This is a genomic window from Citrobacter sp. wls829, assembly GCF_005280825.1.
GTDB classification, from domain to species: Bacteria; Pseudomonadota; Gammaproteobacteria; order Enterobacterales; family Enterobacteriaceae; genus Citrobacter; species Citrobacter gillenii.
The window spans coordinates 93,129-108,200 of the sequence record NZ_SZWP01000066.1; the positions used below are offsets into that span (position 1 = coordinate 93,129).

Annotated in this window: 10 protein-coding genes; 6 read left to right on the top strand and 4 right to left on the bottom strand. The window is 54.8% G+C overall.

Features of this window, described 5'->3' with window-relative positions:
• Nucleotides 1–16: 16 nt before the first annotated feature.
• The gene (gene rdgC, locus FDW88_RS13185; RefSeq protein WP_137362723.1) at nt 17–928 is read right to left on the bottom strand and encodes a recombination-associated protein RdgC; all 912 of its coding nucleotides are present in this window, start codon (nt 926–928) and stop codon (nt 17–19) included.
• A 125-nt stretch (nt 929–1,053) separates the two neighbouring features.
• Here rdgC and mak point away from each other — a divergent pair, with 125 nt between their 5' ends.
• Entirely contained in the window at nt 1,054–1,962 is a 909-nt protein-coding gene (gene mak / locus FDW88_RS13190) for a fructokinase (protein ID WP_137362724.1), read from the top strand.
• A gap of 5 nt (nt 1,963–1,967) precedes the next feature.
• Here the strand turns inward: mak and araJ are convergent, their stop codons facing one another.
• From araJ to sbcD, 3 genes are all read right to left on the bottom strand, one after another.
• Complete coding sequence (gene araJ / locus FDW88_RS13195) at nt 1,968–3,152, bottom strand: MFS transporter AraJ (RefSeq protein WP_137362725.1); 1,185 nt, start codon at nt 3,150–3,152, stop codon at nt 1,968–1,970.
• Nucleotides 3,153–3,345: 193 nt separating this feature from the next.
• Nucleotides 3,346–6,477, bottom strand: a complete 3,132-nt coding sequence (gene sbcC, locus FDW88_RS13200; RefSeq protein WP_137362726.1) for an exonuclease subunit SbcC — start codon at nt 6,475–6,477, stop codon at nt 3,346–3,348.
• Nucleotides 6,474–7,676 carry an exonuclease subunit SbcD gene (sbcD, locus tag FDW88_RS13205; RefSeq protein WP_137362727.1) on the bottom strand — a complete coding sequence of 401 codons (1,203 nt, stop codon included), beginning with the start codon at nt 7,674–7,676 and terminating at the stop codon, nt 6,474–6,476. The genes sbcC and sbcD overlap by 4 nt, the downstream gene beginning before the upstream one ends.
• A gap of 192 nt (nt 7,677–7,868) precedes the next feature.
• On the opposite strand from sbcD, the gene phoB reads away from it, so the two are divergent.
• The 5 genes from phoB to malZ all read left to right on the top strand — a co-directional run bounded on the left by phoB (nt 7,869) and on the right by malZ (nt 15,047).
• Nucleotides 7,869–8,558 (top strand): phosphate response regulator transcription factor PhoB, encoded by a 690-nt coding sequence (gene phoB, locus FDW88_RS13210; protein ID WP_096758099.1) that lies wholly within the window; start codon nt 7,869–7,871, stop codon nt 8,556–8,558.
• Between the two features lie 50 nt (nt 8,559–8,608).
• On the top strand, nt 8,609–9,904 hold the full coding sequence (gene phoR, locus FDW88_RS13215; RefSeq protein WP_096759459.1) for a phosphate regulon sensor histidine kinase PhoR: 1,296 nt from the start codon (nt 8,609–8,611) through the stop codon (nt 9,902–9,904).
• A 412-nt stretch (nt 9,905–10,316) separates the two neighbouring features.
• Nucleotides 10,317–11,636 (top strand): branched-chain amino acid transporter carrier protein BrnQ, encoded by a 1,320-nt coding sequence (gene brnQ / locus FDW88_RS13220; RefSeq protein ID WP_135912471.1) that lies wholly within the window; start codon nt 10,317–10,319, stop codon nt 11,634–11,636.
• An 81-nt stretch (nt 11,637–11,717) separates the two neighbouring features.
• Entirely contained in the window at nt 11,718–13,091 is a 1,374-nt protein-coding gene (gene proY, locus FDW88_RS13225; protein WP_135912470.1) for a proline-specific permease ProY, read from the top strand.
• Between the two features lie 138 nt (nt 13,092–13,229).
• Nucleotides 13,230–15,047: a maltodextrin glucosidase gene (gene malZ, locus FDW88_RS13230; RefSeq protein ID WP_137362728.1), complete on the top strand. Its 1,818-nt coding sequence runs from the start codon at nt 13,230–13,232 to the stop codon at nt 15,045–15,047.
• Nucleotides 15,048–15,072: the final 25 nt, after the last annotated feature.

The following is a 15,072-nucleotide window of genomic DNA, read 5'->3' on the forward strand; positions in this document are numbered from 1 at the left end:
GGCAAGACGGGTGCGCTTAGCGCTGCGCTTCGCCGCCTAATCCTTCCACCAGGCTTTTAATCAACGCTGCCAGTTCACCGGTCATCAGGATGAAATCGGCATCAAAACGCTGACCGTAATCTTCTCTGTCGATATCTTCGTTCTGGTCGCGCAGCTCATCGCAGAACTTCAGACGCTTAATCGAGCCATCGTCACACATCAAAAACTGAATGCGCTGCTGCCAGTCGAGAGCCAGCTTGGTGACGACTTTTCCGGCTTCAATGTGCACGGCGATCTCATCACTCACCAGGTCCTGTTTCTTCGCCCGGATCACACCACCGTCTTCCAGCATGGCTTTCAGTTCGGCTTCATCAAGCAACTGGAATCCCTGCGCAGTCGTCCCGGAACGGACCCATTCAGTGAGCGTGAGCTCTATCGGGTTTTCCAGGGTCAGCGGGACTACCGGCAATGAGCCCAGGCTTTTACGCAGCAGTGCCAGCGTATCTTCCGCTTTCTTGGCGCTCGCACAGTCGACGATGATCAAATCATTAACGGTGTCTATCCACATCATGGTCTGGCTAAAGCGGCTAAAGGCACGCGGCAGCAAGGAGTGCAACACTTCATCTTTCAGCGAGTCTTTCTCGGTCTTCTTGAGTTTGCGACCCTGCTCAGCTTCCAGCTTGAAGATTTTGGCTTCCAGCGCCTGCTTGATCACCGGCGACGGCAGAATTTTTTCTTCTTTGCGGGCGCAGATAATAATTTGGCCATTGTTGGAATGCGTCAATGCGTCGCTGTGCGATCCCATCGGCGGAACCCAGCCCATTTTTGCCATATCCTGGCTACCACAAGGGGTAAACGTCATTGAGGTAAGCTGTTTTTCCATCTCTTCGGCGCGCAAAGAAACATCGCGGCTAAGACGGTAAACCATTAAATTTTTGAACCACAGCATGATAATTTCCACGGCCTTGTCGTTAAATTCAGCGGGCATAATAACGAATTGTCGGCGGGCGTGCATTGCCTAACACCATGCTCGCCTCTACTCTGTTGATATTCCCAAAAAATGAGGACCAGCGTGTGCGTATAGGAATCGATTTAGGTGGTACCAAAACAGAAGTTATCGCGCTGAGTGATGCGGGGGAGCAACTTTTCCGCCATCGCCTGCCCACGCCGCGTGATGACTACCGGCAAACCATAGAAACTATTGCCGCACTGGTGGATATGGCGGAAAAAGCCACCGGACAGACCGGAACCGTTGGTATGGGGATCCCCGGATCGATTTCCCCTTACACGGGGGTGGTGAAGAATGCCAACTCAACCTGGCTCAATGGGCAGCCTTTTGACAAAGACTTAAGTGTGCGTCTGAACCGGGAGGTCCGTCTGGCTAACGATGCTAACTGCCTGGCGGTCTCTGAAGCGGTAGACGGCGCTGCGGCGGGCGCGCAAACGGTGTTCGCGGTGATTATCGGTACCGGCTGCGGCTCCGGGGTGGCGTTCAATGGTCGGGCGCATATCGGCGGCAACGGTACTGCGGGTGAGTGGGGGCATAATCCGCTGCCGTGGATGGACGAAGATGAACTGCGCTATCGGCAGGAAGTACAGTGTTACTGCGGGAAGCAAGGTTGTATTGAAACCTTCATCTCCGGGACCGGGTTCGCCACGGATTATCATCGCTTGAGCGGTAATAAACTGAAAGGTAGCGATATTATTCGGCTGGTGAGTGAAGGTGATGCGCTGGCGGAGCAGGCGTTACGCCGCTATGAATTGCGCCTGGCAAAATCGTTGGCTCATGTGGTGAACATCCTTGACCCGGACGTCATCGTGCTGGGGGGCGGGATGAGTAATGTCGACAGGTTGTATCAGACCGTTCCGTCATTGATTAAACAGTTCGTCTTTGGCGGTGAGTGTGCAACGCCTTTACGCAAGGCGTTGCACGGTGATTCCAGTGGGGTTCGCGGTGCGGCCTGGCTGTGGCCGCAGGGGTAATTTTGCTATGCCGGATGGCGCTTATCCGGCATACAATTAATGCCCGTAGGGCGGTTCAGACGCCCATACAGCAGAAGCGATGACATGGCGGAAAACGACAGCAGGGCCGCTGGGAGGGTTACGTAGTTGTAGGAAAAACCCAGCGTCAGCATCATGCCGCCGCAGTATGCGCCAACCGCGCTACCAAGGTTAAAGGCCATTTGCCCACCGGCGGCACCCAGCAGTTCGCCGCCTTTCGCATTTTGCAGCAGCAAAATTTGTAGCGGGGCCGACAGCGCAAACAGACCCGCGCAGCAAATAAAGGCGAAGGTCAGCGACGCGGCTTTCATATCGCCGACGAAAAACAGCATCACCAGGGCCAGCACAATCACAAAGTCGGTCACCACCGCAATGCGCAGCGGCGTATAGCGGCCCGAAATCCGCCCACTCAGCAGATTGCCCAGCACCATGCCTAATCCAGCCAGCATCATGATGAAGGTCATCAGCGCTTCAGAAAAACCGGAGATATACATCATGTATGGCTTCACATAGCTAAACCAGGCGAACACGCCGGCGTTGCCAAACATCGTAGCGGAGAAAATAAGCCACGGTGCCGGGCTTTTCAGAAAGTGAAATTGCTCTCGCAGTTTGCCTTTTGCTTCGTCACTGATGTTGGGCACCCAGAAGGCAATCGACGCAATGACTGCAATGTTAAACACGGCGATCAGCAAAAAGGTGTAGCGCCAGCTAAATGCCTGACTCAGCCAGGTACCGACGGGAATGCCAATCAGGTTGGCGACGGTCATCCCACTGACCATGCCAGCGACGGCGGCGGTGACTTTCCCCGGGCGTGCGAGTTTAGTCAGAATAATGGCCCCGACGCCAAAGAATGCACCGTGCGGAAAACCGGAAACCAGCCTGCCGACCGCCAGCATAAAATAGGATGAGGAGAGGGTGAAGATGGCGTTACCTATTACACACAACGTGACCAGAAACAGCAGAATATGTTTCAGCGAAAAGCGGTTGGAAAAGATCGCAATAATCGGCGCACCCAGCACCACGCCGAAGGCGTAAAACGAAATCATGTGGCCCGCCGCAGGAATGGATATTCCTACATCTCGCGCCAGCTCGGTTAACACACCCATGATGCCAAACTCGGCCATGCCCAGCCCAAACGTCCCGAGGGCTAAAGAGAAAATCACTTTTTTCATACGACCTGCCAGCAATATCAGCGCAGATGTGCGCCACAGCGGCGAACGTTCGCCGCCAATAAGAGCATAGCTTGCGGATAAGTGAAATGAAATGCCATTTCATATCCGTCTCTGAGTATGCAATATTATGCTACATATTGTGCCGGATGGCGCTAACGCTTATCCGGCCTGTGAAGCTGCACCCGTCTGTCGACTACTCCACCGCAAACATCTTGTCGAGTTTGCTATAACCCAGCCCGTTGATTTTCTTCACCTTGATTTGCACCGGAATGCGTTCTTTCATGGCCTCGACGTGGCTTATAACGCCAATGGTTTTGCCGGTGGCATTTAGCGCATCCAGCGCGTCCAACGCGGTATCCAGCGTTTCGCTGTCCAGCGTGCCAAAACCTTCATCAAGGAACAGGGAGTCAATGCGCGTTTTGTGGCTGACCAGATCGGACAGTGCCAGGGCCAGGGCCAGACTTACCAGGAAGCTTTCACCGCCGGACAGCGTGCGGGTATCGCGAACGGCGTCGGCTTGCCAGGTATCAACCACTTCCAGCTCCAGCGCTTCGCTGGCTTTTCGCTGTAGCAGATAGCGACCGTGCAGGCGGGTCAGTTGATTGTTAGCCAACCACACCAGGTTATCCAGCGTCAGGCCTTGGGCAAACTTGCGGAATTTATCCCCTTCTTTCGAGCCAATTAGCGCATTCAGATAGCCCCAGTCTTCGACCTGGCTGGCCGCCTCTTTAATCTGCTGCATTAATGCCTGCTGACGCTGGCGGTTATCGCTGTCCTGCTTAAGCTGCTGGCGTAACTCCCCCTGTTGGGTGGTGTTCTCTCGCAGTTGTTGCGCCAGTTGTTGCAGCCGGGCTTGCAGGGTTTGTGCGTCGGCGTCCAGCCCCTCCGGGCGCAGCGCCTGATGCGTCTGCAGTTGTTGGCTGGCTTGCCCGGACAGCGCCGTTGCCTGCTGCGATTGATTTTCCAGCGTCTGTTTTAACTGCTCAAGGCGGCGGACGGTGTCGTCGTCCAGCAGCGCGGCAAGGAACGCCTCTTGATCGGCAAAGCAACTGGCCGCCAGGGCGGCGGTAAATTGCGCCTGCGACTGTTGCAAGCGTTCGCTTTCCAGCGTTTCCTGCTGTTGCTGTGCGGCAAGCTGGCTTTGCAGCGACACGCAGTCGTCGTGAATTTCGCGCCAGTTTTCAGGGATAACCGTTTCGGCTTCTGCGGTGTCCGTTGCCGGAAGCGTGTCGAGCAGCGGCTTCAGGGCGTGAATGCGTTCCTGAATCACGCCATGCTGCGTCTGTTTCTCCTGCCACTGCGCGAATTCGGTTTCGCGGGCGCTTAACCAGGCTGCCTCTGTGCCGTCTTCCGGTGCAGTCAGTGACAGCGCGGACAAGGCGCTTTCCAGCCCCTGATGCGTCGTCGCCAGCTGTTGTTGATACTGGCGTTCCTGTTGTTGCTGATCGTGTAACTGGTTTTCCAGCGTCAGGCGCTGGCTGAGCAGATAAAGCTGGCGCTCGTAGTGCTCCTGTTCGCCCATCCAGCCGGTAATATCCTCCTGAATATTCAGCGTAATATTCAGAGCGGTGCAAACGTCCTGCCACTCTTTAGTGAGTGCTTGCTCTTCCTGAGAGAGCGTCTGTATCTCTTCTGTCTCACGCTGGATTTGCTGTGTCAGGGCATTGACCTGCCCCAGAACCAGCAGACCTTCCTCTTTCAGTGCTGCGACTTCTTTGGCTAACTGGTCGCGACGTTGCTGGTTTGCACTCAGTTCCAGCGCCTGATACTCCGAGACCGCAGGATGTGCAGTAGAGCCGCATAACGGGCAGGGCTGTCCGGCCTGCAAAAGCGCGCGCTCTGCCTCCAGACTTTTGATTTTTTCTTCCTGTTTGCAGAGCGTTTCAACGTCCAGGTAGTGCTGATTTTTTTCTTTATATTGCTGTCGGCGTAGCGCGAGCGTTTCATTGAGCGCGGCCTGCTGCGCCTGCGCTTTTTGCACGCTTTCACCGTTCTGACGCAGACGTTTTTGCAACGGCTGATAGCGAGCATGAAGTGAGGTCAGACGCTGACGGAAAGCCCGTGATTGCGCTTGCTGTTCCATCGCGACCGCAACCTCATCCGCGGTGAGCGTCAGGGCATTTTCCGGCAACGCCGCCAGTTTCTGGCGTAACTCAGCGATACGGGCAGCGAGTGCCGTAAGCTGATGCTTATCGCGACTACGCTGAGAAAAAAGTGCGCGCCAGCCCGCAATCTCCTGGCCCCATAAGCGGAATCGATCATGCTCCGCCAACCACTGCGCCAGTGCGGTAAGTTCGGTCTGAAGTTGCTCGTGGCTGCGCAGTGCACCGTTGCGGATGCGCGCGCGCAGCGAGGTTTTAGTGTGTAAGCGAGTATTTACTTCAATGATCCGCTGCTTTGTTTGCGCCAGGCGAGCAGTCTGCTCCTGCTGGCGATCCCACAGTGGACGAAGCTGGTTGGCAGGCTGAGCGAGCTGGAGTCTTGCCAGCTCAGGCGCGGCGTCCGCAAGCGCCTGTTGGGCCTGCTGCGCTAAGCTAGCCACGCGCTGCTGTTCACTAACCAGTTCGTCGCTGCGCGTAACCCATTGAAAATCTTTCTGCTGATGTTGCTGCTGCGCCAGCAAAATTTTTTCTTCGTCAGTAAGTACCTGCAAACTTTGCTGCAACTGCTGTTGCTGCTCTTCGCTTAACAGTACGACACCCGCCGCCTGCGCTTCGCATATTTCGAGCGTATTGCGTGCCGCTTTGTGTTTTTCAAACACCATTGCCGAAATTTGTCCGTAGATTTCGGTGCCGGTCAGCTCTTCCAGCAACTCGGCGCGCTCCTTGGGTTTGGCGTTAAGGAAGGCGGCAAATTGCCCCTGCGACAGCAGCATCGAACGCGTAAACCGTCCGTAATCCAGCCCGGTGAGCGTGGCGGTCATGTCCAGTTTATCTTTGATTTTATCGGCGAGGATTTTTCCGTCGGCGCAGCGGGCAAGTTCCACGCGCGGGACCTGCAGATTGCCGTCAGGCTGATTGCGCGCCCGATTCTGGCTCCAGAACGCGCGGTAGGCTTCGCCTTTAACTTCGAACTCGACCTCTGCCAGACACTCGGCGGTGTCGCGGGTCATCAGGTCGTTTTGCGACTGTGATACGGTATTCAGGCGCGGTGTCTCGTGGTACAGCGCGAGACAAATCGCATCAAGCAGGGTGGTTTTTCCGGCCCCTGTAGGCCCGGTGATGGCAAACAGACCGTTGCTGGCAAAAGGCTCTGCCGTGAAGTCGACTTTCCATTCCCCTTTCAGGGAGTTGAGGTTTTTCAGGCGCAGGCTAAGAATTTTCATGCGTCAGCCTCCCCGGCAAGTGTCTGTAACGTGTCATTAAACAGCTGATTAAGACGTTCCCGCCTCGGCGCTTCCAGTTCCTCCAGCGCCAGACGGCGGTCAAAGACTTCCGTCACGCTCAGTTCGCTCAGCGTTTCACGCCGCTCATTGGCCATAATACGCTCGCGCTGCTCCCGACTGCGGCGCACCAGCAGAACCTCTACCGGCAGGTCTTCCGTCAACGCCTGAATTTTGCGCTGCATGTCGTGCAGGTAATCGTCGGTGGTGATTTCAATATCTAACCAGACGGGTGTTTGCAGTTCTACGTCGCGCCATTGCTCAAGCTGGGCGGTAATGGCGGCTAAATCGCCTTTCAATACTGCCAGCGGCTGCGTGACCGGTACGGTGAGATTGTCGACGGTATGTAGCTTGCCGTCTTTGAAGCTCACCAGATGCACGCCTTTGTTTTTGCCACATTCGTCAAAACTGAGGGCAATCGGCGAGCCGCAGTAGCGAATATGTTCTGTTCCGCCGATGACCTGCGCCCGGTGAATATGTCCCAACGCGATGTAATCTGCTGGCGGGAAATTCTGCGCCGGAAAGGCATCCAGTGTGCCAATATAAATGTCACGTACCGCGTCACTTTTGCTGGCACCGACGGTCGTCAGGTGCCCGGTTGCAATGATCGGCAGGTTGCGTTCACCGCGCAGTTCACAGGCGTCCTGGTACTGCTGCTGGTAATAGTCGGTAATTGCCCCCAGCAAATGCTGTTGTTTTTCGCTGCCGGTGAGTCCCGCCTGGCTGGTGATGATGTCGCGTGGGCGTAAAAAGGGAATCGGGCACAGCACGGCGCCTGGCGTGCCGTCGCGGCGTTTCAGTATTTGCGGTCCATGGCCTGCGCTGGCGACCACCGTGGTGTTCAGAAACGCCAAAATATCGCGTGATTCATTAAGCGTGGCGATCGAGTCATGGTTGCCTGCCAGCACCACCAGGTGGCAGCCTGTTTGCTGCAAATTGACGACAAAGCGGTTGTAAATCTCGCGGGCATAGCTCGGCGGTGAGCCGGTATCAAAAATATCGCCTGCCACAATAATGGCATCCACCTGATGGGATTGTGCGGTCTCCAGCAGCCAGTCAAGAAAGGCCTGATGCTCGGCGGCGCGGCTCTTGCTGTAGAAGTTTTGGCCCAGATGCCAGTCTGAGGTATGAAGGATGCGCATACGAGTTCCATGACGAAAAAGCAATGAGGGGGATTATACCCTTGCAACGGCGTGAATATCTTGTTTCCGGGCTGTCATAATTCAACAACATTGGTTAAGCCTGGACTATCTTTTTCATAAATCTGTCATAAATCTGACGCATAATGGCGGCGTATAGAGGGTATGAACGATTAAATTAAAACAGGGCAAATCATGGCGAGACGTATTCTGGTCGTAGAAGATGAAGCTCCAATTCGTGAAATGGTCTGCTTCGTGCTCGAGCAAAACGGGTTCCAACCTGTAGAAGCCGAAGACTATGACAGTGCGGTGAATCAACTCAATGAACCCTGGCCGGATCTTATCCTGCTTGACTGGATGCTTCCCGGTGGCTCGGGGTTACAGTTCATTAAACACCTCAAACGTGAAGCGATGACGCGGGACATCCCGGTGATGATGCTGACAGCAAGAGGTGATGAAGAAGATCGCGTACGTGGGCTGGAAACCGGTGCGGATGACTATATCACCAAGCCGTTTTCGCCGAAGGAGCTGGTGGCGCGCATTAAAGCCGTACTGCGTCGTATTTCACCAATGGCGGTTGAAGAAGTTATTGAGATGCAGGGGCTGAGCCTTGATCCCACCTCGCATCGTGTAATGACCGGCGAAGAACCGCTGGATATGGGGCCAACTGAGTTCAAACTGCTGCATTTCTTTATGACTCATCCTGAGCGCGTCTACAGCCGCGAACAACTACTTAATCATGTCTGGGGCACCAACGTGTACGTAGAAGACCGGACGGTTGACGTGCATATCCGCCGCTTGCGTAAGGCGCTGGAGCACAGCGGCCACGATCGCATGGTGCAGACGGTACGCGGAACGGGATACCGTTTTTCCACCCGCTTCTGACCGGCACGGAAAATAGCCCATTAGATCAAGTTGTATAGGGAGTGCGACGTTTGCTGGAACGATTGTCATGGAAAAGGCTGGTACTGGAGCTGATACTTTGCTGCATTCCGGCTTTTATCCTTAGTGCTTTTTTCGGTTATCTGCCGTGGTTTTTACTGGCATCGGTAACGGGTCTGCTTATCTGGCATTTCTGGAATTTACTGCGTTTGTCCTGGTGGCTGTGGGTCGACAGGAGTATGACGCCTCCGCCGGGGCGGGGCAGTTGGGAACCGCTGCTTTACGGCCTGCATCAAATGCAACTGCGTAACAAAAAACGCCGCCGCGAACTGGGTAATCTGATTAAACGTTTTCGTAGCGGGGCTGAATCGCTGCCTGATGCGGTGGTACTGACCACCGAAGAGGGTGGGATTTTCTGGTGTAACGGCCTGGCACAGCAGGTTCTGGGACTACGTTGGCCGGACGATAGTGGGCAAAATATTCTTAACCTGCTTCGCTACCCGGAATTTACCTCATACCTGAAAACGCGCGACTTTAGTCGGCCAATTAATTTGGTACTTAATACCGGGCGGCATCTGGAAATTAGGGTGATGCCGTATACCGACAAGCAGTTGCTGATGGTGGCGCGCGATGTCACGCAGATGCACCAACTGGAAGGTGCGCGGCGTAATTTCTTTGCCAACGCCAGCCACGAGTTGCGTACACCGCTGACGGTGCTGCAAGGTTATCTGGAGATGATGCAGGAGCATCCCCTGGAAGGGGCAACGCGAGAGAAAGCGCTGGATACCATGCGTGAGCAAACGCAGCGTATGGAAGGGCTGGTGAAGCAGCTGCTGACGCTATCGAAAATAGAAGCCGCACCGACACTGCCGCAGAATGAAAAAGTGGATGTGCCGATGATACTGCGCGTGGCTGAGCACGAAGCACAAACGCTGAGCCAGAATAAACACACGTTTACCTTCGACGTGGATAATCGCCTGAGCGTGATGGGTAACGAGGAGCAACTGCGTAGCGCAATCTCGAATCTTATCTATAACGCGGTGAACCACACGCCGGCGGGAACACACATCACCGTGCGCTGGCAGCGGGCGACGGCGGGAGCCGAGTTCAGCGTCGAAGATAATGGGCCTGGGATTGCGCCTGAGCACATTCCTCGTTTGACCGAGCGTTTCTACCGCGTGGATAAAGCGCGATCGCGGCAAACGGGCGGTAGCGGGCTGGGGCTGGCTATTGTGAAGCATGCTTTAAATCATCACGACAGCCGATTGAATATCGAGAGTACGCCGGGCAAAGGGACGCGGTTTAGCTTTGTGCTGGCGGAACGTTTACTTGCCAAAAGCAACGATTGAGGCGTATCCGTAAGATTATCTTTCCAAAAGCCAGCGAAAGCTGGCTTTTTTACGCGGGTCAATACAGTCATCCTGAATTTTACGACGTCTGATTGTTTTTTGTTCGCATTATTACCCATACCTTTTTCCCGGAAATGGTGTTTTGTTCTAACTGGATTTTTCATATCGCTATATTGTTCTGGTTTTTAGATCCCACCTTGCTTTAAAACGTTATAAGCGTTTAAATTGCGCACCATGTGCTGTCATACCGACTGCATTTACGCGGTAAATCGAAAAACTATTCTTCGCCGCGCCAGGCTGGGAGAATTTCCCGCTGGAATTGATTAAAAATGCCGCTGTATCGTCCCAAAAGGGAAGGGCAAAAATTTAACCTTTACAACACCACATTCACATCCACAGGCTGTAAGACTTTATGACCCATCAGTTAAAATCGCGCGATATCATCGCACTGGGATTTATGACATTTGCACTGTTTGTAGGTGCAGGTAACATTATTTTCCCCCCAATGGTTGGTTTGCAGGCCGGCGAACACGTCTGGACTGCGGCTTTTGGCTTTCTGATTACCGCTGTTGGCCTGCCGGTGCTCACCGTTGTGGCGCTGGCGAAAGTCGGCGGTGGTGTAGACAGCCTCAGCACTCCGATCGGCAAAGTGGCCGGTTTAGTACTGGCTACCGTCTGTTATCTGGCCGTTGGGCCGTTATTTGCAACGCCGCGTACCGCAACGGTCTCCTTTGAAGTGGGGATTGCCCCGCTGACCGGTGACTCCGCGCTGCCGCTATTTATCTACAGCGTGGTCTATTTCGCGATTGTCATCCTGGTGTCGCTCTATCCGGGCAAACTGCTGGATACCGTGGGGAATTTCCTCGCGCCGCTGAAAATTCTGGCGCTGGTTGTGCTGTCTGTTGCTGCGATTATCTGGCCTGCCGGTCCGATCAGCAATGCCATAGAAGCCTATCAAACTGCGGCGTTTTCCAATGGCTTCGTGAACGGCTATCTGACGATGGATACGCTGGGGGCGATGGTCTTTGGTATTGTTATCGTGAACGCCGCGCGTTCGCGTGGCGTTACTGAAGCACGTCTACTGACACGTTATACCGTCTGGGCAGGTTTGATGGCCGGTGTCGGCTTAACGCTGCTGTACCTCGCCTTGTTCCGTCTGGGTTCAGACAGCGCGATTCTGGTCGATCAGTCTGCTAACGGCGCGGCAATTCTGCATGCGTATGTTCAGCACACCTTCGGCGGTGCAGGTAGCCTGCTGCTGGCCGCGTTGATTTTCATCGCTTGCCTGGTGACGGCGGTTGGCCTGACCTGTGCGTGTGCTGAGTTCTTTGCGCAGTACATTCCACTGTCTTACCGTACGCTGGTGTTTATCCTTGGCGGCTTCTCGATGGTGGTGTCAAACCTCGGCCTGAGCCACCTGATTCAGATCTCGATTCCGGTCCTGACGGCTATCTATCCGCCCTGTATCGCACTGGTTGTATTAAGCTTTACCCGCTCATGGTGGCATAATTCTTCCCGCGTCATTGCACCTGCGATGTTTATCAGCCTGATTTTTGGTATCCTTGATGGCATTAAAGCTTCTGCAATTGGCGACGTGTTACCGGCCTGGACCCAGCGTTTACCGCTGGCAGAGCAAGGTCTGGCGTGGTTGATGCCAACAGTCGTGATGGTGGTCCTGGCCGTAATTTGGGACCGCGCAGCAGGTCGACAAGTGACCTCCAGCGCACACTAATATCACTGACAATAAGTTTTAACCACGGGGCTATTAATATGGCCCCGTGGTTTTTTTATTGTGTTAACAGGTTAGGAATCGATGGAAAGTAATAACAAGCTAAAGCGTGGGCTGAGCACCCGGCACATCCGCTTTATGGCATTAGGTTCGGCAATTGGTACCGGGCTGTTCTATGGCTCAGCCGATGCCATCAAAATGGCAGGGCCGAGCGTGTTGTTGGCCTATATTATCGGCGGCGCGGCGGCGTACATTATCATGCGCGCGCTGGGCGAAATGTCCGTTCATAACCCGGCAGCCAGCTCGTTTTCGCGCTATGCGCAGGAAAACCTCGGACCGTTGGCAGGCTACATTACCGGCTGGACCTACTGTTTTGAAATCCTGATTGTCGCTATTGCCGACGTGACCGCCTTCGGTATTTATATGGGCGTCTGGTTCCCGGCGGTGCCGCACTGGATTTGGGTTCTGAGCGTAGTGCTGATTATCTGCGCCATCAACCTGATGAGTGTGAAGGTGTTTGGCGAACTGGAGTTCTGGTTCTCATTCTTTAAGGTCGCCACCATCATCATTATGATTGTCGCCGGTTTTGGCATCATCATTTGGGGGATCGGCAACGGTGGGCAACCAACCGGCATCCATAACCTGTGGAGCAACGGTGGGTTCTTCAGTAACGGCTGGCTGGGCATGATTATGTCGCTGCAAATGGTGATGTTTGCCTATGGTGGCATTGAAATCATCGGCATTACTGCCGGTGAAGCGAAGAACCCGCAGGAGTCGATCCCGCGTGCAATTAACTCCGTGCCGATGCGAATCCTCGTGTTTTACGTGGGCACGCTGTTCGTCATTATGTCTATTTACCCATGGAATCAGGTGGGCACCGACGGGAGTCCTTTTGTTCTGACGTTCCAGCATATGGGCATTACCTTTGCGGCAGGTATCCTTAACTTTGTGGTGCTGACCGCCTCGCTGTCGGCGATCAACTCTGATGTCTTTGGCGTGGGCCGTATGCTGCACGGTATGGCGGAGCAGGGAAGTGCACCGAAAATGTTCGCCAAAACCTCGCGTCGCGGCGTGCCGTGGGTGACGGTGATGGTGATGACCATTGCCCTGCTGTTTGCGGTGTATCTCAACTACATCATGCCGGAGAACATCTTCCTGGTGATCGCCTCGTTGGCGACGTTTGCCACGGTGTGGGTATGGATCATGATCCTGCTGTCGCAGATTGCCTTCCGCCGTCGTCTGCCGCCGGAAGAGGTCAAAGCACTGACGTTTAAAGTACCGGGAGGTGTGGTCACGACGGTGATTGGCCTGATTTTCCTGGTCTTTATCATCGGGCTTATTGGCTACCATCCGGATACCCGTATTTCACTGTACGTTGGTTTTGCGTGGATTGCCCTGCTGCTGGTGGGGTGGGTGTTCAAACGCCTCCGCGAGCGTCAACCGGCTGAAGCACAGTAATTTTTTTGCCGGGTAAGGCTTGCGCCTCCCGGCATTTTCTCCTCCCCCGAACTCCTCCCCCAATAAACGTTAAGATGATGAGTGATCCTTAACTTTCCTATGGCAAGGTGACTTCATTTTCATCAAAGGGGATACGTGATGTTGAACGCCTGGCACCTTCCGGTTGCCCCATTTGTTAAGCAAAAAAACGATAAACTGACGATTACGCTCTGGCTGGCAGGGGACAATCAACCCCAGCGGGTCACGTTACGCGCAGAAAATGATAACGAAGAGATCTCGCTCGGCATGCATAAGCAGCGCAGCCAGCCGCAGCCTGGCGTGACCGCGTGGCGCGCGGCAATCGATCTCTCCTGCGGCCAGCCTCGTCGACGCTATAGCTTTAAGCTGCTGTGGCTCGATCGCCAGCTGTGGTTTACCCCGCAAGGGTTCAGCCGATTTCCGCCCGCGCGGCTGGAACAGTTTGCTGTGGATGTGCCAGACAATGGTCCGCAATGGGTGGCCGACCAGGTTTTCTATCAGATTTTCCCGGACCGCTTTGCCCGCAGTCAGTCGCGCGATACAGAACAGGATAACGTCTATTACCACCACGCGGCCGGGCACGATATTGTGCAGCGCGACTGGGATGAACCGCTGAACGCACAGGCCGGAGGCTCGACGTTCTATGGTGGTGATTTGGACGGGATCAGCGAGAAGCTGCCGTACCTGAAAAGCTTAGGGGTAACAGCACTGTATCTGAACCCGGTGTTTACCGCACCGAGCGTGCATAAATACGATACCGAAGATTATCGCCATGTTGACCCCCGCTTTGGTGGCGACAGGGCGCTATTACGCCTGCGGCATAACACGCAGCAACAGGGAATGCGCCTGGTGTTGGACGGCGTATTCAATCACAGTGGCGATTCGCACGCCTGGTTCGACAGGCATCATCAGGGAACAGACGGGGCGTGCCATAACCCGGACTCGCCCTGGCGCGACTGGTACCATTTCTCTGACGACGGCGTCGCATTGGACTGGCTGGGTTACGCCAGCCTGCCGAAGCTGGATTTTGCCTCGGAAAGCCTGGTGAACGAAATTTATCGCGGCGAGGACAGCATTGTCCGTCACTGGTTAAAAGCGCCGTGGAGCATGGACGGCTGGCGGCTTGATGTTGTGCACATGTTGGGAGAAGCCGGTGGATCGCGCAACAATCTGCAGCATGTGGCCGGGATCACCCAGGCGGCGAAAGAAACGCAGCCAGAAGCCTATGTGGTCGGTGAACACTTTGGCGATGCGCGCCAGTGGTTACAGGCCGATGCCGAAGATGCCGCCATGAACTACCGTGGTTTTACCTTCCCGCTCTGGGGATTTCTCGCCAACACCGACATCTCTTACGATCCGCAATCTATTGATGCTCAAACGTGCATGGCGTGGATGGATAACTACCGTGCGGGATTGTCGCATGAGCAGCAGTTGCGTATGTTCAACCAGCTCGACAGCCACGATACCGCTCGTTTTAAATCTTTACTGGGTAAAGATGTTGCGCGCCTGCCACTGGCGGTGGTGTGGCTGTTTACGTGGCCTGGCGTGCCGTGTATTTACTACGGTGATGAAGTGGGGCTGGATGGAAATAACGATCCGTTCTGTCGTAAACCGTTCCCGTGGCAGAAGGATCAACAGGACGGCGAACTGTTGGCGCTGTACCAGCGGTTGGCGAAATTACGTCATCGTAGCAAGGCGCTACGCCACGGCGGCTGTCAGGTAATTTACGCCGAAGATAACGTGGTGGTATTTGTCCGGGTACTTAACCAGCAGCGCGTACTGGTGGCGATTAACCGGGGACACGCCTGTGAAGTGGTGCTGCCGTCGTCGCCGTTGCTCAATGTCGCGCAGTGGCGACATGAAGAGGGCAAAGGCCAGGTCATGGGTGATGTACTGACGTTGCCTGCAATCTCAGCGTCGGTGTGGTCGGGTCATTGAGATAAAAAAAGGCCCGCATTTGCGG

Bases quoted from the DNA above. Each gene is read 5' to 3' on its own strand.
- phoB (WP_096758099.1), top strand. From the start codon at position 7,869: ATGGCGAGACGTATTCTGGTCGTAGAAGATGAAGCTCCAATTCGTGAA.
- sbcC (WP_137362726.1), bottom strand. From the start codon at position 6,477: ATGAAAATTCTTAGCCTGCGCCTGAAAAACCTCAACTCCCTGAAAGGG.
- brnQ (WP_135912471.1), top strand. From the start codon at position 10,317: ATGACCCATCAGTTAAAATCGCGCGATATCATCGCACTGGGATTTATG.
- araJ (WP_137362725.1), bottom strand. From the start codon at position 3,152: ATGAAAAAAGTGATTTTCTCTTTAGCCCTCGGGACGTTTGGGCTGGGC.
- rdgC (WP_137362723.1), bottom strand. From the start codon at position 928: ATGCTGTGGTTCAAAAATTTAATGGTTTACCGTCTTAGCCGCGATGTT.
- proY (WP_135912470.1), top strand. From the start codon at position 11,718: ATGGAAAGTAATAACAAGCTAAAGCGTGGGCTGAGCACCCGGCACATC.
- malZ (WP_137362728.1), top strand. From the start codon at position 13,230: ATGTTGAACGCCTGGCACCTTCCGGTTGCCCCATTTGTTAAGCAAAAA.
- sbcD (WP_137362727.1), bottom strand. From the start codon at position 7,676: ATGCGCATCCTTCATACCTCAGACTGGCATCTGGGCCAAAACTTCTAC.